The sequence below is a fragment of the Bifidobacterium choerinum genome, assembly GCF_002761235.1.
Lineage (GTDB): Bacteria > Actinomycetota > Actinomycetes > Actinomycetales > Bifidobacteriaceae > Bifidobacterium > Bifidobacterium choerinum.
This window is the reverse complement of the sequence record NZ_CP018044.1, coordinates 1,400,204-1,418,942: the sequence shown is the minus strand read 5'-3', so window position 1 is coordinate 1,418,942 and position 18,739 is coordinate 1,400,204. Positions and strand designations below refer to the sequence as shown.

General features: G+C 68.1%; 16 protein-coding genes. 3 read left to right on the top strand and 13 right to left on the bottom strand.

Features of this window, described 5'->3' with window-relative positions; genetic code table 11:
• Positions 1–178 precede the first annotated feature (178 nt).
• Positions 179–802 carry a DedA family protein gene (locus tag BcFMB_RS05670; RefSeq protein WP_081707945.1) on the bottom strand — a complete coding sequence of 208 codons (624 nt, stop codon included), beginning with the start codon at positions 800–802 and terminating at the stop codon, positions 179–181.
• Positions 803–923: 121 nt separating this feature from the next.
• Between BcFMB_RS05670 and serB the strand changes: the two genes are divergently transcribed.
• Positions 924–1,637: a phosphoserine phosphatase SerB gene (serB, locus tag BcFMB_RS05665; RefSeq protein ID WP_099721254.1), complete on the top strand. Its 714-nt coding sequence runs from the start codon at positions 924–926 to the stop codon at positions 1,635–1,637.
• Positions 1,638–1,789: 152 nt separating this feature from the next.
• On the opposite strand, the gene fmt is transcribed toward serB, so the two are convergent.
• The 5 genes from fmt to rpoZ form a co-directional block, all read right to left on the bottom strand.
• Positions 1,790–2,767 carry a methionyl-tRNA formyltransferase gene (fmt, locus tag BcFMB_RS05660; RefSeq protein ID WP_099721736.1) on the bottom strand — a complete coding sequence of 326 codons (978 nt, stop codon included), beginning with the start codon at positions 2,765–2,767 and terminating at the stop codon, positions 1,790–1,792.
• Between the two features lie 147 nt (positions 2,768–2,914).
• Positions 2,915–5,128, bottom strand: a complete 2,214-nt coding sequence (locus BcFMB_RS05655) for a primosomal protein N' (RefSeq protein ID WP_099721253.1) — start codon at positions 5,126–5,128, stop codon at positions 2,915–2,917.
• A gap of 49 nt (positions 5,129–5,177) precedes the next feature.
• Positions 5,178–6,461, bottom strand: a complete 1,284-nt coding sequence (locus tag BcFMB_RS05650) for a class I SAM-dependent methyltransferase (protein WP_099721252.1) — start codon at positions 6,459–6,461, stop codon at positions 5,178–5,180.
• A gap of 155 nt (positions 6,462–6,616) precedes the next feature.
• Complete coding sequence (gene metK / locus BcFMB_RS05645) at positions 6,617–7,846, bottom strand: methionine adenosyltransferase (protein ID WP_099721251.1); 1,230 nt, start codon at positions 7,844–7,846, stop codon at positions 6,617–6,619.
• 171 nt (positions 7,847–8,017) lie between these two features.
• The gene (rpoZ, locus tag BcFMB_RS05640; RefSeq protein ID WP_024540775.1) at positions 8,018–8,302 is read right to left on the bottom strand and encodes a DNA-directed RNA polymerase subunit omega; all 285 of its coding nucleotides are present in this window, start codon (positions 8,300–8,302) and stop codon (positions 8,018–8,020) included.
• Between the two features lie 205 nt (positions 8,303–8,507).
• On the opposite strand from rpoZ, the gene ilvD reads away from it, so the two are divergent.
• On the top strand, positions 8,508–10,367 hold the full coding sequence (gene ilvD / locus BcFMB_RS05635; protein ID WP_099721250.1) for a dihydroxy-acid dehydratase: 1,860 nt from the start codon (positions 8,508–8,510) through the stop codon (positions 10,365–10,367).
• 151 nt (positions 10,368–10,518) lie between these two features.
• Here the strand turns inward: ilvD and gmk are convergent, their stop codons facing one another.
• From gmk to BcFMB_RS09840, 7 genes are all read right to left on the bottom strand, one after another.
• Positions 10,519–11,127 carry a guanylate kinase gene (gene gmk / locus BcFMB_RS05630; RefSeq protein ID WP_029675408.1) on the bottom strand — a complete coding sequence of 203 codons (609 nt, stop codon included), beginning with the start codon at positions 11,125–11,127 and terminating at the stop codon, positions 10,519–10,521.
• Between the two features lie 119 nt (positions 11,128–11,246).
• A complete protein-coding gene (pyrF, locus tag BcFMB_RS05625) occupies positions 11,247–12,152 on the bottom strand; it encodes an orotidine-5'-phosphate decarboxylase (RefSeq protein ID WP_099721249.1) in 906 nt (301 codons plus the stop codon).
• A gap of 32 nt (positions 12,153–12,184) precedes the next feature.
• Positions 12,185–15,577 (bottom strand): carbamoyl-phosphate synthase large subunit, encoded by a 3,393-nt coding sequence (gene carB, locus BcFMB_RS05620; RefSeq protein WP_099721248.1) that lies wholly within the window; start codon positions 15,575–15,577, stop codon positions 12,185–12,187.
• A complete protein-coding gene (carA, locus tag BcFMB_RS05615) occupies positions 15,564–16,799 on the bottom strand; it encodes a glutamine-hydrolyzing carbamoyl-phosphate synthase small subunit (RefSeq protein ID WP_024540770.1) in 1,236 nt (411 codons plus the stop codon). The genes carB and carA overlap by 14 nt, the downstream gene beginning before the upstream one ends.
• Before the next feature lie 80 nt (positions 16,800–16,879).
• Entirely contained in the window at positions 16,880–17,317 is a 438-nt protein-coding gene (nusB, locus tag BcFMB_RS05610; protein ID WP_024540769.1) for a transcription antitermination factor NusB, read from the bottom strand.
• A 30-nt stretch (positions 17,318–17,347) separates the two neighbouring features.
• Complete coding sequence (efp, locus tag BcFMB_RS05605; RefSeq protein WP_024540768.1) at positions 17,348–17,911, bottom strand: elongation factor P; 564 nt, start codon at positions 17,909–17,911, stop codon at positions 17,348–17,350.
• A 244-nt stretch (positions 17,912–18,155) separates the two neighbouring features.
• Positions 18,156–18,299 carry a hypothetical protein gene (locus BcFMB_RS09840; protein WP_232513758.1) on the bottom strand — a complete coding sequence of 48 codons (144 nt, stop codon included), beginning with the start codon at positions 18,297–18,299 and terminating at the stop codon, positions 18,156–18,158.
• Positions 18,300–18,311: 12 nt separating this feature from the next.
• Here BcFMB_RS09840 and BcFMB_RS05600 point away from each other — a divergent pair, with 12 nt between their 5' ends.
• Positions 18,312–18,698 carry a hypothetical protein gene (locus BcFMB_RS05600; protein WP_232513757.1) on the top strand — a complete coding sequence of 129 codons (387 nt, stop codon included), beginning with the start codon at positions 18,312–18,314 and terminating at the stop codon, positions 18,696–18,698.
• Positions 18,699–18,739: the final 41 nt, after the last annotated feature.

Here is an 18,739-nt window from a genome sequence, read left to right as displayed (position 1 = left end):
TTCGTCCGATCTGTGCCCGGCGGCGTCGCGCGGACGGCTCCGGCGAAAGCGCATGCATGGAAAACGGCCGGACGGCGTCCGCCGCCGCATCGGGCGTCGCCCGGAAGGCGACCCATACCCAGTGTAGCGGAAGCGCGCCGTCCGGCCCTGACTTCAACGCGTAGCGCGTACCGCCATGCTACCCGTCGATGCGCGAGGCGCGGCGCTCGCGTATCAGATTACGAATCCAGCGCACGGCGAAGAAGACGAGGACGGCGGCGAAGACGACGATGATGACGTCCTCGAACACGTTGAGCACGCCGAGGATCGAGCACCACCGGTCGCCGAGCATGTAGCCGGCGGTGACGAGCACGGTGTTCCACACGGCTGAGCCGATGAAGGTCCACAGCGAGAACTGGGCGAAGTTCATCCGGTTGAAGCCGGCCGGGATCGAGATCAGCGAGCGCACGACCGGGATGACGCGGCCGAGCAGCACCGACCAGGTGCCGTATTTCGTGAACCAGCGGTTCGCCTTGTCGACGTCGTCGCGGCTGACGCCGGGGATGCGGTCGGCGGCGCGGTGGATGCGGTGCAGCCCGAACCAGCGGGCGATGCCGTAGAGCGCCCATGCGCCGAGCAGCGAGCCCATCGTCGCCCACAGGATCGCGGCGACGAGCCCCATGCTGCCGCGCGCCGCCGTGAATCCGGCGAGCGGCAGGATGATCTCGCTAGGGATCGGCGGGAAGATCGATTCGAGCGCGATCGCGAGCGCGACGCCGACGCCGCCGACGGTCTCCATCAGCTGCACGAGCCACGAGGTCATCGAGCCGATGAGGCCGTCCGAGCTCGTCGCGCACTGCAGCTGCTCATCGACCGGGATCTGGGAGAGAATCATCGAAAAACGCATTGCGCCATTGTCCCAACGTTTTTCGACAATCGTCACTATGAGCCCAATACCTTTGCAAATCCTTGACGACACGCCCGCAGCCGACACGCCCGCGGACGGTCTGCCGACGCTGCGCCGCCCCGGCCTGCTCGTCATGGACGTCGACTCCACGCTGATCGACGAGGAGGTCATCGACAAGCTCGGCGAGGCCGCCGGCGTCGGCGAACGCATCAGCGCGGTGACGGCGCGCGCGATGAACGGCGAGCTCGACTTCGCGCAGGCGCTCGACGCGCGCGTCGCGTTGCTCGAGGGACTGCCGACGTCGATCTTCGACGACGTCTACCGCAGGCTGCATTTCACGAACGGCGCACTGCAGCTCATCGACGAGCTGCACCGGCACGGCTGGAAGGTCGGCGTCGTCTCCGGCGGCTTCCATGAAATCGTCGACCGGCTCGCCGAGGCGGCCGGACTCGACTACCGGATCGCGAACCGCCTCGAGGTGGACGACGCCTCGCACACGCTCACCGGACGCGTCGCCGGCCCGATCGTCACGAAGGACGTCAAACTGCGCGCGATGCGCCGGTGGGCGGCCGACAACGGCGTCGACGCCGCGCAGACGGTCGCCGTCGGCGACGGCGCGAACGACCTGCCGATGATCGACGCGGCCGGGCTCGGCATCGCGTTCTGCGCGAAACCAGCCGTGCGCGCCGCCGCGCCGCACACGATCGACGAGCGCGACCTGACGCGCGTCCTCGACTACCTGCGCCGCTGATCCGCCGGCGTCGCAGACGAATCAGTCAGCCGCGCGCGGCGTGCGGAGCACGGCATACGAAGCGGTCGGTCGCATCGATCACCGATGCGACCGACCGCTTCGTCGTTCGGGGCGTCGCCGACGCCCCATCACACGCCAATCGGAAACCGCGCTCAGTCGAGGAACGCGCCGGCGCCCAGATGCGCGCCGCGCGCCCATTCGGCCGCACCCATCTCCTTCTTGCCCTGCGCCTTGACGAGCTGCAGCTCGAGCGCCTCGGTGCTCGTGCCGACCCAGACATGATGCTTCGTGATGTGCAGCTCGCCGGGCTTGAGGCCTTCGGGGACCTCGACGCTTTCGCGCAGCTCGGCGCTCGCCGGCGACGCCTTCGTCACATGCAGCGTCGTCGGCGCGAGCGCGTCGCCCTGCACATGCAGGTCGCACCATGCGCCGGGCAGCGGCGTGCATGCGCGGATCTGGCGGTCGAGCGCGAAGACCGGCACGTCGAAGCGCATATGGGCGTCGTCGTGCGAGATCTTCGCGGCCACCTCGAAGGCGCCGGCCGGCTGCTCGACCGGCGTGATCTGGCCTTCGGCCATGCCTTCGAGCGAGGCGGCGAGCAGATGCGCGCCGTCCTCGGCGAGACGGTCGAGCAGTTCGCCGGCGTTCTCGTGCGCGCCGATCTCGACCGTCGACTGCGCGAGCACCGGGCCTTCGTCCATGCCCTTCGTGACACGGAACACCGATGCGCCGGTCACCGATTCGCCGGCCCAGATCGCGCGCTGCACCGGCGCGGCGCCACGCCACTGCGGCAGCAGTGAGAAGTGCAGGTTGTACCAGCCCATCGGCAGTGCCTCGAGCACCGGCTCCTTGAGGATCCTGCCGTAGGCGACGATCGCGGCGGCCTCGGCGCCGGTCGCCTTGAGCGCGGACAGGAAGGCCTCCTCGTTCGGGTCGCATTCCATGACCGGCAGCCCCAGTTCGAGCGCCGCCATCTTGACCGGGCTCGCCATGAGCCTGCGGCCGCGGCCGGTCGGGGCGTCGGGGCGCGTGAGCACGGCGACGACCTCGAAATGCTCGGTGTCCTTCGCCAGCGTCCTCAACGACGGCACCGCCACCTCCGGCGTGCCCGCAAACAGTACTCGCAGCATCCTCACGTCCTCCTTGTCCGTTCGTCCGTCCATCGACGGTCCATGACGTCGTCATCACGGCGTCCCGCCGCACGGCGGCCGGCGCCGACCGTCCCCATCGTAGTCGACACGGCCGGCAGTACCGGCCGTGTCGCCGTCAGCTGAGCGCTACAGCAGGTCCTTCGGGTCGACGCGGAAGCGCAGCTCGCCGAACTCGCGCGCAGCGACATGACGGGCGACGGCAGTGCGCAGCCGCGTCGCCAGTTCGGCGCGGCGCGCATGCGCGACGAGCACGACCGCCTTGACGCGGTCGCGCATCTGCTCGAGCTCACGCGAGTCGACGGTGCGTTCGGGCGGGATCGGCACCGGGCCGAGCACCGCCTGGAACTCGTCGTCGCACAATCGCAGCGTCGCCCAATCGCCGCCGGAGGCGACGCCGATGCGCCGCAGCGTCTCGGCTACGGCGTTGCGCTGCCCCCACACGCAGGCCGCGCTCACGGCCGGCGGCAGCCCGGCCTCGCGTCGCTGCGCGAGTTCGGCGGCGGCGAGGATACGCGGGTCCCACGTCATCAGCGACTGCGCGATCACCGGGTCGGTCTCGCCGATCAGCAGCCCCGCTCCCCCGTCGGCGCGCGGCGCGCACAGCGCCATCGCGCGCATCCAGTCGCGCAGCACGTCGATGTAGGCGTCGATGCTCTGCCGGTACAGGCTCGTCCATGCGTCGAGGATCGCGACGGCGCGGTAGGCGCCCGCGCGCACATGCGGCTCCGCGCCGGGCGTCGCGATGACGATCGCCGGCGCGTCGGCGACCTGTTCGACGACGCCCTGCGGCTGGTGCGGGCTCGACAGGACCATCGGCACGCCACGGAACAGCCCCTGCAGCTCCTGCGCGGTGCCGGCAGCGCCGACGCGCACGACGCGCATGCGCTCGCCGCCGCAGTGCGGGCAGTGCCAGTCGACGGCCGGCGCCCCGCACCAGCGGCAGCGCGGCGTGCCGGTCGGTCCGCCGCGTTCGAGCGGCCCGGTGCAGCGCAGGCAGCGCGCCTGACGCAGGCAGCGCGCGCACACCAACGATTCGCTGATGCCGTCGGAGGGGATCGAGAACAGGACCGGGCCGTGCTCGAGCGCGGCCGACAGCACGCGCACGGCGGTGTGCGGCACGCGCGCGCCGATGCTCGGATCGGCGAGACGTGCGAGTTCGTCGCGGTTGAGCCAGCGCACCGACGGCGCGGCGGCGCGCGCGACGTCGCGGAAGGGCACGATCGCGGCGCTCGGTCCGCTCACGGCGACCGGCATCGCCGTCGTGTCCTCGCATTCCCATTGGCTGAGCACGCTGCGCGCATAGGCCATCGCGACGAAGACGCCGTCGTGCAGCCGCGCGCGCAGCCGGCACACGCCGCGCGCGTTCGCGTACGGCATCAGCCCGTCGGCGTACTGGTAGGCGCCGTCGTCGAGCACGGCGAACAACGCGGGGCCCGTCACCGGCGCGTACATCGCCGCGCGCGTGCCGACGACGCAGCGCACACGCCCCGACGCGACGGCGAGGTAGGCGCGGTAGCGTTCGGCGGGGCCGAGCGAGCCGCTGAGCACGGCCACGTCGCCGCCCCAGGCTTCGCCGCCCGGACCTTCGCCGTCGGGCGCGAAGGCGGTCAGTCCCGCGCCCTCGAGTGCACGCATGACCTCCCACACCTCGCGCATCGACGGCATGACGAGCACCGCCGACCTGCCGTGCGCGAGCGCCGACGCCGCCATCCACGTGAGGTCGGCGCACGCCGAGCCGGCGACGGCGTCGACGACGAAGGACTGGAAGCGTTCGCCGGCGAGCGCGTCGGCGAGGACCTGCGCCCGCTCGTAGCGGCGCGCGAAGTCGGCGCCCATCGCCTGCGCGGCGGCCGCGCGCGCGCCGGCGTCGGCGCGCGTGTCCGGTCCGTCGGCGAGGTCCGCCATCTCCTTGTCGACGGCGGCGATGCGCTGCGGCAGCGCGACGCGCACGATGTTCGCGCAGGTGCCGCCGTAGGCGTCGGCGATCGCAGCGACGTCGCGGCGCATTTGGCCGCCCATGACAACGCCGCTGAGCACGCGTTCGATGTAGCGCAGCGCCGACGGGTCGGTGTCGCTGTGCTCGACGCGCTCCCAGATGATGCCGGAGACACGCTGGCCGCCGAAGCGTACGCGCACGAGGCAGCCGGGGCGCGCGGCCTCGGAGAGGCGTTCGTCGATCAGATAGTCGAAGCAGCGTCCCAGATGGGTGGCCTGGATGTCGAGGACGACGCGCGCGACCGGCAGCCGCACGGCCGGCGTGTGCGCGGCCCCGCCGCGGGGACGCCGGCGGCGCGGCTGCATGCCGTCGAAGGTGGGTTGCGTCGCGTCGCTCGTGCTCATGGCTCCCAGTGTAACGACCCCGCGGAGGCGGCCGCCGCCGGCGTTGCGCTCAGTGGCGCGGCCACCACGGGCGCAGCGGGTAGACGTCGGTGCCGTTGTCCTCCGGCTTGACGGCGAGGAACTGGTGGATCTGGATGTGGTTCATCTCGAAGTTGTACGCGCATCCGGCCATGTACAGGCCCCACAGGCGGGCCTTCGGCTCGCCGACGAGCCTGACGGCCTCGTCCCAGTGCGCGGCGAGGTTCTCGTTCCAGCGGTGCAGCGTCAGCGCGTAGTGCTGGCGCAGGTTCTCCTGGTTGACGACCTCGAAGCCGGTGTCCTGGATGACCATCTCGATCTCGGCCGGGCTCGACAGTTCGCCGTCGGGGAAGATGTAGCGGTCGATGAACTCGCCCGCCTTCTTGCCCTGATGCGAGTTGCAGCGCGTGATCTGGTGGTTGAGCAGCTTCGCGCCCGGCTTGAGCTTGTCGTAGATCTCCTTGAAGTACGACGGATAGTGCTTGTGGCCGACGTGCTCCATCATGCCGATCGAGCAGATCGCGTCGAAGTCGCCTTCGGGCACGTCGCGGTAGTCCATCAGCCGCACCTCGGCGAGGTCTTCGAGGCCCTCGTCGCGGATCCAGCGCTGCGCCCATTCGACCTGCTCCTCGGAGAGCGTGACGCCGAGCACCCTGATGCCGCGCCTGGCGGCCTCGATCTCCATCGAGCCCCAGCCGCAGCCGATGTCGAGCAGGCGTTCGCCGGGCCTGAGCGCAAGCTTGTCGAGGATGAGGTCGAGCTTGGCCTTCTGCGCGGCCTCGAGCGACGTGTCCGGGGAGTCGAAGACGGCGCAGGTGTAGGTCATCGACGGGCCGAGGAACAGCGCGTAGAAGTCGTTCGACTGGTCGTAGTGGTAGCTGACCGTCGCCGCGTCGCCGGCCTTCGAATGCGGCAGCAGCCCCTCGGTCAGGCGACGCAGCCTGCCTGGGCCTTCGATATCCGGCGCGGCGGGGCGGCGGATGCCGTGTGAGGCGACCGAGGCGAGCGCGCGCGCGAACTGCGCCGGGTTCGGCATGCGCAGATACGGCTTGACGGCCACGAGGTCACCGAAGAGCCGGTACGGGTTGCCGGGCACGAGCTGCGGTGAGTCGATGTCGCCCTGCAGGTAGGCGCGCGCCAGGCCGAGTTCGCCGGGCGCGTTGACCATATGGTAGACGGCGCGCGCGTTGTTCACGCTGATCGTGACCGGCGCGTCCGGGTCGCCGAAGCTCGATCCGTCGAAGGCGGTCACATGGATCGGGGCGTCCGGTTTGACGAAGAGCTCCACCATCTGCGCGACGGTCATCGATGCCATTGTTCGTTCCTCCTCTGTGCGTGTCCGGCCGCGTCCTGTCGCGGCGCCGGTTTTGGAAGGACAGTCTACCCATGCGGCGTCGCATGGCCGTTCAGCTGCCGGTAAAACCGGTTATGGCGGGACCCGGCGGCGTGCCGCCGGGTCCCGGTCGTGTCTCAGTCCTCGCGTTCGGCGGCGATCGCGTCCCTGAGCGCGTCGACGCGGTTCGTCGCCTCCCACGGGAAGTCGGCGTCCTCGCGTCCGAAGTGGCCGTAGGCGGCGGTCTTCGCGTAGATCGGGCGTAGCAGGTCGAGCTCGTCGACGATCGCGGCCGGACGCAGGTCGAAGACGCGGCGCACAGCGCGCTGGATCTGCTCGCGCGTCACGCCGTCGGCCTCGGTGCCGTAGGTCTCGACGTTGATGCTCACCGGGTCGGCGACGCCGATCGCGTACGCGACCTGCACCTCGACCTTGTGCGCAAGCCCCGCGGCCACGATGTTCTTCGCGACCCAGCGCGCCGCGTAGGCGGCCGAACGGTCGACCTTGCTCGGGTCCTTGCCGGAGAACGCGCCGCCGCCATGATGCGCGGCGCCGCCGTAGGTGTCGACGATGATCTTGCGGCCGGTGAGTCCCGCGTCGGCGGCCGGGCCGCCCATGATGAACGAGCCGGTCGGATTGACGAGCACGCGGTAGTCGTCGTGGCGCACGCGGTCGGCGAGGACCTCGTCGAGCACCGGTTTGATGACGTGCTCGTCGAGCTGCTCCCTGAGCCAGTCCTGACGCACCGACGGGTCGTGCTGCGTCGAGACAAGGACGGTGTCGAGGCGCACCGGCACGTCGTGCTCGTCGTATTCGATCGTCACCTGCGTCTTGCCGTCGGGGCGCAGGAACGGCACCTCGCCGGACTTGCGCACGTCGGTCAGGCGTTTGGCGAGGCGGTGCGCCAGATGGATCGGCAGCGGCATCAGCACGACGGTCTCGTCGCTCGCGTAGCCGAACATGACGCCCTGGTCGCCGGCGCCCTGCGCCTCGTAGCGCTCCTCGCGCGAGGCGGCGCTTTCGGCCTCGCGGCTCAGGCGCGAAACGCCCTGGTTGATCTCGGGGCTCTGTTCGGTGATCGAGACGAGGACGCCGCACGAGTCGGCGTCGAGGCCCACCTCGGAGCTCGTGTAGCCGATGTTTCGCACGACGGAGCGCACGATGTTCTGGATGTCGCTGTAGCCTTCGCTCGAGACCTCGCCGAAGACGAAGAACTGACCGGTCGTCGCCGACGTCTCGACGGCGACGTGCGAATGCGGGTCATGGCACAGCATGTCGTCGAGGATCGCGTCGGAGATCTGGTCGCAGATCTTGTCCGGATGCCCTTCGGTCACCGATTCCGCGGAAATCAACTTGAGTTCGGCCATAAAACTCCCCTGATGCTGGTGGTGTGCGATGCGGCGGGCGTATGGGTTGGAAACGTCCGCGACACATCATAGTCGCTCCGTCGCATATTAGAGGCCCCCGGTTCCCCACGCCATGCATTACGCGACGTGGGAAAACCGGAGGCCGTGCTCCGGAGGCGCAAGGGCCTGCGGTCAGTTGCCCTCGTTGAGGTCGTCCTCGCCGAGGGTCTCCTCGAGCAGTCCCTCGTTGATCTCGCGGAAGGCGATCGACAGCGGCTTCTCCTGGCTCTGGTACTCGACGAGCGGGCCGACGTTCTGCAGCAGTCCCTCGTTGAGCTGCGCGAAGTAGGAATTGATCTGACGGGCGCGCTTCGCGGCGAAGATCGCCAGCGCGTACTTGGAGTCGGCGTGCTCCATCAGGTCGTCGATCGGCGGATTCGCAAGTCCGGTTGGTGTAGGCTCGGTACCGAATGCCATAGTTGAGGTCTCCAAATCACTCGCACGATGCTTGTTCAGCTTGTTCAAAACAGTCATTCTATCTCAGGGCGCCGACCCGTTCAAGACCTCCCGCCGTCGGCGCCGCCGAGGGCGCCGCACGCATTTGTCAAGGTTCGGCGAAAATTTCCCACGATATGACCATTCGGCGGCATGCCGCGCCCGCGGTGCGGTTGAATGGCGTGTTATGGAAATGCGATCTGCGAAAATCATGAACGGAAGAATGTTCGCCGGCGCCCGTGCGCTCTACCGCGCCGCCGGTGTGGATGGCAAGGACTTCGGCAAGCCGATCGTCGCCATCGCAAACTCCTTCGACGAGTTCGTCCCCGGCCACGTCCACCTCAACAAGGTCGGCCGCCTCGTCTCCGAGGCCGTCAAGAAGGCCGGCGGCATCCCGCGCGAATTCAACACAATGGCCGTCGACGACGGCATCGCGATGGGCCACACCGGCATGCTCTACTCGCTGCCGAGCCGCGAGATCATCGCCGACACCGTCGAATACCAGGTCAACGCGCACTGCGCCGACGCGCTCATCTGCATCTCGAACTGCGACAAGATCACGCCGGGCATGCTGATGGCGGCGCTGCGTCTGAACATCCCGACCGTTTTCGTCTCCGGCGGCCCGATGGAGGCCGGCACGACGGTGCTGCCCGACGGCACCGTCAAGGAGAACACCGACCTCATCGACGTCATGTACGCGTCGGCCGACGACGACATGACCGACGAGGACCTGCTCGCCTACGAGCGCACCGTCTGCCCGACCTGCGGCTCGTGCGCCGGCATGTTCACGGCGAACTCGATGAACTGCCTGACCGAGGCGATCGGCCTGGCGCTGCCCGGCAACGGCACCGTCCTCGCCTCCCACGGCTACCGCAGGCAGCTCTTCGAGCGCGCCGCGCAGACCGTCGTCGACATCGCGAACCGCTACTACCACGAGGACGACGAGTCGGTGCTCCCCCGTTCGATCGCGACGAAGCACGCCTTCGAGAACGCGATGACGATGGACGTGGCGATGGGCGGCTCGACGAACACGGTGCTGCACATCCTCGCGATGGCACAGTCGGCGGACGTCGACTTCACGCTCAACGACATCGAGCGCATCTCGCACACCGTCCAGTGCATCTGCAAGGCCTCTCCCTCCGGCGAATGGGAGATCTCCGACGTGCACCGCGCCGGCGGCATCACCGGCATCCTCGGCGAGCTCGACCGCGCCGGCAAGCTGCACCGCGACGTGCATTCGATCGACTATCCGTCGCTCGAGGCGAAGCTCGACGACTGGGACATCATGCGCGAGACCTGCACCGACTACGCGAAGGACTTCTTCAGGGCCGCGCCGGGCCATATCGTCTCCCCCGAACCGTGGACGCACGAGACGAAGTTCGACTCGCTCGACACCGACCGCGTCAACGGCGCGATCCACGACGTCGAGCATCCGGCCGTCACCGAGGGCGGCCTCGCCGTGCTGCGCGGCAACCTCGCCCCCGACGGCTGCGTCGTCAAGACCGCCGGCGTGCCGAAGGAAATCTGGACCTTCCGCGGCCCGGCGCTCGTCGTCGAATCGCAGGAGCAGGCCGTCGAGGTCATCCTCAACGACACGCTCAAGCCCGGCCAGGCGCTCATCATCCGCTACGAGGGCCCCAAGGGCGGCCCCGGCATGCAGGAGATGCTCTACCCGACGTCCTTCGTCAAGGGCAAGGGCATCGGCAAGGAGGTCGCGCTGATCACCGACGGCCGCTATTCGGGCGGCTCGTCGGGCCTGTCGATCGGCCACGTCGCGCCGGAGGCCGCGAGCGGCGGCACGATCGCGCTCGTCGAGGACGGCGACATCATCTCGATCGACATCCCGAACCGCACGATCAACGTCGAGCTGTCCGACGAGGAGCTCGCCGAACGCCGCGCGAAGCTCGAGGCCGGCGACGGCTACGTCGCGCACCGCGACCGTCAGGTGAGCCAGGCGCTCAAGGCCTTCGCCGCCTTCGCCCGCTCCGCCGACAAGGGCGCGACGCGCGACCCGGAGCTCATCGACCGTCTCTCCGGCCTGGCCTGAGCGGCCGGCCGCCCGCGGCGGCGTACAAGGATGTGAAAGCCCCCACCGATGTTCCCTCGGTGGGGGCTTTCCTCTTGCCATGCCGATAGATATGCTGTATCCGCCGTACGGCGCGGAGGCGTTCCGTCTATTCGTCTATTCGACTATTCGACTATTCGGCGATGCCGTATTCGTCGGCGATGATCCTCCACAGTTCGTCGGCGGTCCGTTCGACCTCCTCGTTGACGATCGTCACGTCGAACTCGGATTCGGCCGCCAGCTCGACCTTCGCCGTCTCGAGACGCTTCGCCTGCTGTTCGGGCGTCTCGGTGCCGCGGCCGACGAGGCGGCGCTTGAGCTCCTCGAAGCTCGGCGGCGCGATGAACACGGTGACGATCTCGAGTCCGAGCTCCTTCGCGCGTTCCCTGACGCGGCGCGCGCCCTGCAGGTCGATCTCGAGCAGCGTCGGCGTGTTCGCGGCGAGATGCTCGCGCACCGGCGCCAGCGGCGTGCCGTAGTGCGCCATGCCGTGCACGACGGCCGTCTCGAGGAACTCGCCGGCGGCCTCCTTGGCGACGAATTCGTCGTCGTCCATGAACCAGTAGTCGACGCCGTCGCGTTCGCCGGGGCGCGGGTCGCGCGTCGTCGCCGACACCGACACCCACACCTCGGGATGCTTGGCGAGCATCGCCGCCTCGACGGTGCCCTTGCCGACCGCCGTCGGCCCGGTGAGCACGACGAGCCTGCCGCCCTTGCCGGCGTCGTCCGCCGTGTCGACGATGCCCTGTGCCTGCTGCTGCGAATGTTCCACGTTCCGTTTCCCGTCACGTTGATGCGGCGGCCAGGCCGCCGTGTTGGTTGATGATTGCCGGCCGACGACCGCCGTCCGGCGCCGCCTTTTCAGTCGAGCGCCTCCTCCATCAGTGCGAGCCGCACGTCGAGCGCGATGCTCTCGGTGGCCTGGATCAGCGACTGGATGTCCGGACCGTGCTCGGCGATCGCGCGCGAGACGGTGACGAGCACGTTGCCGCGCGTGCCGCGGAACACGGTCTTGAGGTCGCTCGCCTCGGCGCCCTGCCAGCCGTAGCCCGGCGAGAGGATCGGTCCGGTGAAGCTCGACGGCGCCACGCCGCTCTCCTGCAGCCACTGCCCGATCGTCGCGCCGATGATCAGGCCGACCGAGCCGAGGCCCGGTGTGTCCACATTGTATTTCTGCGCGGTGTTGGCGATGCCGTAGGCAACCGTCTTGCCTTTGTATTCGCCGGTCTGGCGGATCGCCGTCTGCAGGCTCGCGCCTTCCGGATTCGATGTGAGCGACGCGACGAACACGCCGCGCCCGTTGTTGAGCGCGTCCTCGATGACGCCGCTGAGCGAACGCGCGCCGTAGTACGGCAGCAGCGTGATCGCGTCGGCGAGCATCGGCGCGTTCGGCTTGAAGTAGGCGTCGGAGATCGCCGAGATCGTCGTCGACAGTCCGCCGTGCAGGCAGTCGACGATTGTGATGATGTCCATCTGCCGCGCGGCGAAGAGGACGCGCTCGAGCGCCGCGTACCCGCGTGAGCCGTAGCGCTCGAACATCGAGGTCTGGAATTTGACGGCGGCCGCGCGTCCGTTGGCCGCCTGCAGCATGCGCATCGCGTAGAGCTCGGCGCCCTGCGCGTCGATGTCATAGCCCCAGTCCGCAAGCAGCTGGCGATGCGGGTCGATGCCCACGCACAGTGGGCCGTACCGTTTCATCGAATTGCTCAGCCGCAGTCCGAAGTCGGACCGCAATGCAAGCTGCTCCTGCGTGCTGGGGTCGGTCATGATGCTGCTCCTCCCCTGATGAGGTTGGTCGGTTATCCGTTGTCCTGCGCACGGCGTTCGAGGGCGAACAGCTCACGGGCATGCTCCTGGATGCTCATGACCTGGTAGTCGTTCGCCTTGACCGCCTCTATCGCCAATAGTACCGCAGCGAATTCGGTCATCGTCGTAAACTGCGGCACATCGGCGGCGATCGCCGCGGCGCGGATCGAATACCCGTCCGAACGCGAACCACGCGAGTTCGGCGTGTTGAGGATGAGGTCGATCTTGCCTTCCTCGATCAGCTCGACGACGTTCTTGCCGATGCTGCCGGCCGCCTTGCGCACCTCGACCGGGGCGTCCGGGTCGGTGTCGACGCGCGCCGTGATCTTGTCGACGATCTTCGAATCGATGCCGTAGCGGCGCAGCACCGAGGCGGTGCCTTCGGTCGCGCAGATCGTGAAGCCGAGCTCGACGAGGCGCACGGCGAACAGCGGCAGCTGGCGCTTGTCGGTGTCGTTGACCGAGAGGAAGACGGTGCCGGAGGTCGGCAGGCCGCCCTCGTACGCCGAAAGCTGGCTCTTCGCGAAGGCGTGCGGGAAGTCGCGGTCGAAGCCCATGACCTCGCCGGTCGAACGCATCTCGGGTCCGAGCAGGATGTCGACGGTCTTGCCGACCGGCGTGCGGAAGCGCTTGAACGGCAGCACCGACTCCTTGACGGCCACCTGCTGTCCGATGCGCGCGTCGCCGCCGTCGCCGTGCGGCAGCAGCAGGCCGTTGTCGCGCTGCTGCTGGATCGTCTCGCCGACCATGATGCGCGCCGCGGCCTTCGCGAGCGCGACGCCGGTTGCCTTCGACGCGAAGGGCACGGTGCGCGACGCGCGCGGGTTCGCCTCGATGACGTAGAGCGTGTTCGCCATGAACGCGTACTGCACGTTGATCAGGCCCTGCACGCCGCAGCCCTTGGCGATCGCGAGCGTCGCCTCGCGCAGACGGCGGATCTGGTCGTCGCTCAGCGTGCTTGGCGGCAGCGTGCACGCCGCGTCGCCGGAGTGGACGCCAGCCTCCTCGATGTGTTCCATGATGCCGCCGATGTACAGCTCGTGGCCGTCGAACAATGCGTCGACGTCGATCTCGATCGCATCCTGCAGGAACTTGTCGATGAGCAGCGGCGAGGGCAGGCGTCCGGAGACGACCGTGTCGGCCTGCGCCTGGTCGAGCGCGCGGTTGACGTACTTCTCGAGCTGGGCGTCGTCGTAAACGATCTCCATGCCGCGTCCGCCGAGCACGTAGCTCGGGCGCACGAGCACCGGGTAGCCGATGTTGTGCGCGGCGTCGAGCGCCTCGCCGAGGCTGAGCGCGGTGCCGAAGCGCGGCGCGTTGAGCTTCTCGGCGCGCAGCACCTCACCGAAGAGCTCGCGGTTCTCGGCCAGATCGATCGATTCGGGGGTCGTGCCGAGGATCGGCACGCCGGCGGCCTTGAGCCGCGCGGCGAGCGACAGCGGCGTCTGGCCGCCGAGCTGCACGATAACGCCCTTGATCGGGCCCATCTTCTTCTCGGCTTCGTAGATCTCGAGGACGTCCTCGAAGGTCAGCGGCTCGAAATAGAGGCGGTCGGACATGTCGTAGTCGGTCGAGACGGTCTCCGGGTTGCAGTTGACCATGATCGTGTCATAGTCCTTGCCGAGCTCCTGCACCGCGTGCACGCAGGTGTAGTCGAACTCGATGCCCTGGCCGATGCGGTTGGGGCCGGATCCGAGGATGATGACGGCCTCGCGGTCGCGGCGGCGCAGCTCGGTCTCGTCGGCGTAGCACGAATAGTAGTACGGCGTGGCCGCGTCGAACTCGGCAGCGCAGGTGTCGACGGTCTTGTAGACCGGGTGCAGGCCGTAGTTCCAGCGCAGTTCGCGGATCGTGTTCTCGCCGGCGTCGCCCAGGCCGCGCAGATGCGCGATCTGCAGGTCGGACAGGCCCGCGAGCTTCGCCTTCTTGAGCAGGCGCGGCGACAGCGTCTCGGCGGCGCGCACCTGCATCGCCATGTCGTTGATGCGCGTGAACTGACGGATGAACCACGGGTCGATCTTCGTCGCCTCGAAGATCTGCTCCTCGGTGGCGCCGCCCCAGATCGCGCGCATCAGCTGCAGGTAGCGGTGCTCGGTCGGCGTGCGCATCGCCTCGAGCAGCTCGGCGACCCCGTCGGCGGACGGCTTGTCGCCGTCCCACGAGAAGGCCATGTCGCGCTTGTCGATCGAACGCATCGCCTTGCCGAGCGACTCCTCGAAGTTGCCGGCGAGCGCCATCGCCTCGCCGACCGACTTCATCGACGTCGTCAGCGTCGGGTCGGCGCCCGGGAACTTCTCGAACGCGAAGCGCGGCACCTTCGTGACGACGTAGTCGATCGTCGGTTCGAAGCTCGCCGGCGTCGACTTCGTGATGTCGTTCTGGATCTCGTCGAGCGTGTAGCCGAGCGCGAGCTTCGTCGCGATCTTCGCGATCGGGAAGCCGGTGGCCTTCGACGCGAGCGCCGACGAGCGCGAGACGCGCGGGTTCATCTCGATGACGATGATGCGGCCGGTCTTCGGGTGGATCGCGAACTGAATGTTGCAGCCGCCGGTGTCGACGCCGACGCCGCGGATGATCGCGATGCCGATGTCGCGCAGCTTCTGGTATTCGCGGTCGGTGAGCGTGAACACCGGGGCGACGGTGATCGAGTCGCCGGTGTGCACGCCGACCGGGTCGACGTTCTCGATCGGGCAGACGACCACGACGTTGTCGTTGCGGTCGCGCATCAGCTCGAGCTCGTATTCCTTCCAGCCCTCGATGCCCTCCTCGATGAGCACCTCGTCGGTCGGCGAATAATGGATGCCGGCACCGGCGATGCGGTGCAGCTCCTCGGTGTCGTGCGCGATGCCGGAGCCGAGGCCGCCCATCGTGAACGACGGGCGCACGACGAGCGGGAACCCGAAGCGTTCGGCGATCGCATCGACCTCCTCGAGCGTGTGCGCGATGTCGGAGCGCGCCGACTCGGCGCCGGCCTCCTCAACGACCTTCTTGAACGATTCGCGGTCCTCACCGCGGTCGATCGCCTCGAGCGAGGCGCCGATGAGCTCGACGTTGTACTTCTTGAGCACGCCGGCCTCGCCGAGCGCGACGGCCGCGTTGAGCGCGGTCTGTCCGCCGAGCGTCGGCAGCAGCGCGTCGGGGCGCTCCTTGGCGATGATGCGTTCGAGGATCGGCGTGGCGATCGGCTCGATGTAGGTGGCGTCGGCCATCTCCGGGTCGGTCATGATCGTGGCCGGGTTGGAGTTGACGAGGATGACGCGGATGCCCTCCTCGCGCAGGACGCGGCAGGCCTGGGTTCCCGAATAGTCGAACTCGGCGGCCTGACCGATGACGATCGGGCCGGAGCCGATGACCATTACCGACTTGATGTCGTTACGCTTGGGCATTCGTGGATTCCTCCTTGGCATTCTTGGCGTTGGCGTCGTTCATCATCGCGACGAAGCGGTCGAACAGATAGGCGGCGTCGTGCGGGCCGGCGGCGGCCTCCGGATGGTACTGGACGGAGAAGGCGGGGATGTCGACGCACTGCAGGCCTTCGACGACGTCGTCGTTGAGGTCGACGTGGCTGACGAAGACCTTGCCGTAACGGCCGCCGTCGTACGGCGCGTCGACCGTCTCGCCGATCGGGGCGTCGACGGCGAAGCCGTGGTTGTGCGCGGTCACCTCGACCTTGCCGGTCGTCAGGTCCTTGACCGGCTGGTTGACGCCGCGATGGCCGAACTTGAGCTTGTAGGTGCCGAAGCCGAGCGCGCGGCCGAGCAGCTGGTTGCCGAAGCAGATGCCGAAGAACGGGTAGCCGGCGTCAAGCACGCGGCGCAGCAGCGCGACCATGTCGTCGGCCTGCTCCGGGTCGCCCGGTCCGTTGGAGAAGAAGACGCCGTCGGGGTTGAGCTCCTCGATCTGCTCGAAGGTCGTCGTCGACGGCAGCACATGGACGCGGCAGCCGCGTTCGGCCATGCGGTGCGGCGTCATCGCCTTGATGCCCAGGTCGATCGCGGCGACGGTCGCGACGGGCTCGTGTCCCTCGAACTCGCCGGCCGGCTCGATGACGTAGGCCTTGTCGGTGCTCACCTCGTCGTACAGGCCCATGCCCTTCATCTGCGGCGTGGCGCGCACGTCGTCGAGCAGCGATTCGATCGTGCGCGGCTCGCCGTCGGCGCCGACGAGGACGTCGCCGGAGAAGATGCCGGCGCGCATGACGCCGGCATCGCGCAGATGGCGCACGAGCTTGCGGGTGTCGATGTGGCTGATGCCGACGATGCCGTCGGCGACGAGCGCGTCGTCGAGTGTGCCGTCGGCACGCCAGTTGCTCACCGTCGGGCTGGGGTCGCGCACGACGTAGCCGGCGACCCAGATGCGCGAGGACTCCGGGTCCTCGTCGTTGACGCCGGTGTCTCCGATGTGCGGGAACGTCTGCACGACGATCTGCCTGTCGTAGCTTGGATCGGTGAGCGTCTCCTGATAGCCGGTCATCGCGGTGGAGAAGACGATCTCCCCGCGCGTCTCTCCGCGCGCTCCGTAAGGTTCGCCCACATAGACCTGTCCGTCCTCGAGCACGAGGACGGCATCATCGGTGGTGAAAGCGGATGCCGAGTCGATCTGGTTCACCCAAACCCCCATTCATCAGTTGTTGTCGAAAGGATGGATAGCGGCCGGTTGAGACTCGCGACCCGGCCAAACGCGTGAGGCTATTCGGCCTGATCCGGTCGTGCGTCCTTGCCGTCGGGATGCTCGGCGGCGCTTATCGCGCTGAGCAAGCCGTGGATGAAGGACGGCGCGTCGTCGTCGCACAAGGTCTTGGCGAGGTTGATCGCTTCATCGATGGCCACTTTGTCGGGGACATCGTCGTTGTAGACGATCTCCCAAGTCGCAATACGAAGGATATTACGGTCGACGACGTGCATGCGGCGCACCTTCCAGCTGGTGGAATGGTCGTTGAGCATGCGGTCGATGTCGCGACGGTGGTCGGCGACGCCGCGCACGATTTCGACGGCGTAGTCGGGAAGCGGCGTCTGCGCACCGGGCTGTGCGATGCGCTCATCAAGAAGGGACAGGATGTCCTGTCCCTTCTCGTCCGCTTCATACAACGTGTTCAGAGCCCTCTTGCGAGCGGTGGAACGTGCCATGGAGCTGTGATCCTTACTGCTTGTCCCGGATCAGTTCTCGCGGCCCAGATAGGAGCCGTCCTCGGTGCTGACCTTGACCTTCTCGCCCTCGCCGATGAACAGCGGCACCTGGATCTCGGCGCCGGTCTCGACGGTCGCCGGCTTCGTGCCGGCGTTCGAGCGGTTGCCCTGCAGGCCCGGCTCGGTGTGGGTGACGGTCAGGACGACGGAGGCCGGCAGCTCGACGGACAGCGGCTGGCCGTCGTGGAAGGAGACGATGCAGTCGGTGCCCTCGAGCAGGTACTTCGCCTTGTCGCCGACGAGCGTCTTCGGGATCATGACCTGGTCGTAGGTGGTCATGTCCATGAAGACGAAGTTGTCGCCGTCGTCGTAGGAGTACTGCAGCGTGCGGTTGTCGACGGTCTCGAACTCCATCTTCATGCCCGCGTTGAAGGTCTTGTCGACGATCTTGCCCGACAGGACGTTCTTGATCGTCGTGCGCACGAAGGCGGGGCCCTTGCCCGGCTTGACGTGCTGGAACTTGATGACCTGCCACAGCTGGCCGTCAAGGTTGAGGATCGATCCGTTCTTGATGTCGTTGGTAGTCTGTGCCAAATTACTCACCTATTCATTCGACGTGTCATGCAGCTATACAAAGAGCCTTGCATATTATGCCAGCACCTCTATACAGTCCGCATATGCGGTCCGCGCAGCGGCGCGGGAGGGGCGCACGGCGGGAAACCGGCGGCGGCGCGCCGCGCGGACGCGGTTACGCCATCGACGACAACGCCCGCACGGCGCCGCCGCGGCGCGCTATACCTGTTAGCAGGACCTATGTCAAGGAGGCATCCAGATCGATTCACTCGTCAACGACGCGCTGCTCGACGGCCGTTCCGTCATCATCGTCGGCGCCGCGCCGCTCGCGGACAAGGTCACGACGTTCCAGTCCCTCGTCAACGCCGTCGCCGGCACGCGCAAGCTCGCCATCATCGACGAGAAGCACGTCCTGCCTACCGTGCCGCCGTCCGCCGACGTCATCGACGTCGACTTCAAGGGCGTCGACGCGATCCACCGCGAGATCCGCGAGCACGGCGACACGGCGGTCGCCGTGCCGAACATGCGCCGCGGCGACATCGTCCGTCTGCTGATGGACTTCGCCGGCCAGGAGGACGGCCAGGTCCTCCTCGTCAACGACGCGCGTTCGGACGCCGAGGACACGCTGCGCAACGACCTGCCGATGATCCTGCTCAAGTCGTCGCCGTCCGGCCACACCGAGTTCTCCGATGCGGCGATCAAGGCGATGAACCCGGTCGTCGTCTCGCTCGACGCCAACGGCAACGTCGAGTCGATCAAGGTCGTCGACCTGCACAAGGACGGCCTGCACACGGTCACATTCCGCTGATCCGCGCGTCCACGCGCCTCATGCGACGGCCATCCGCGCAC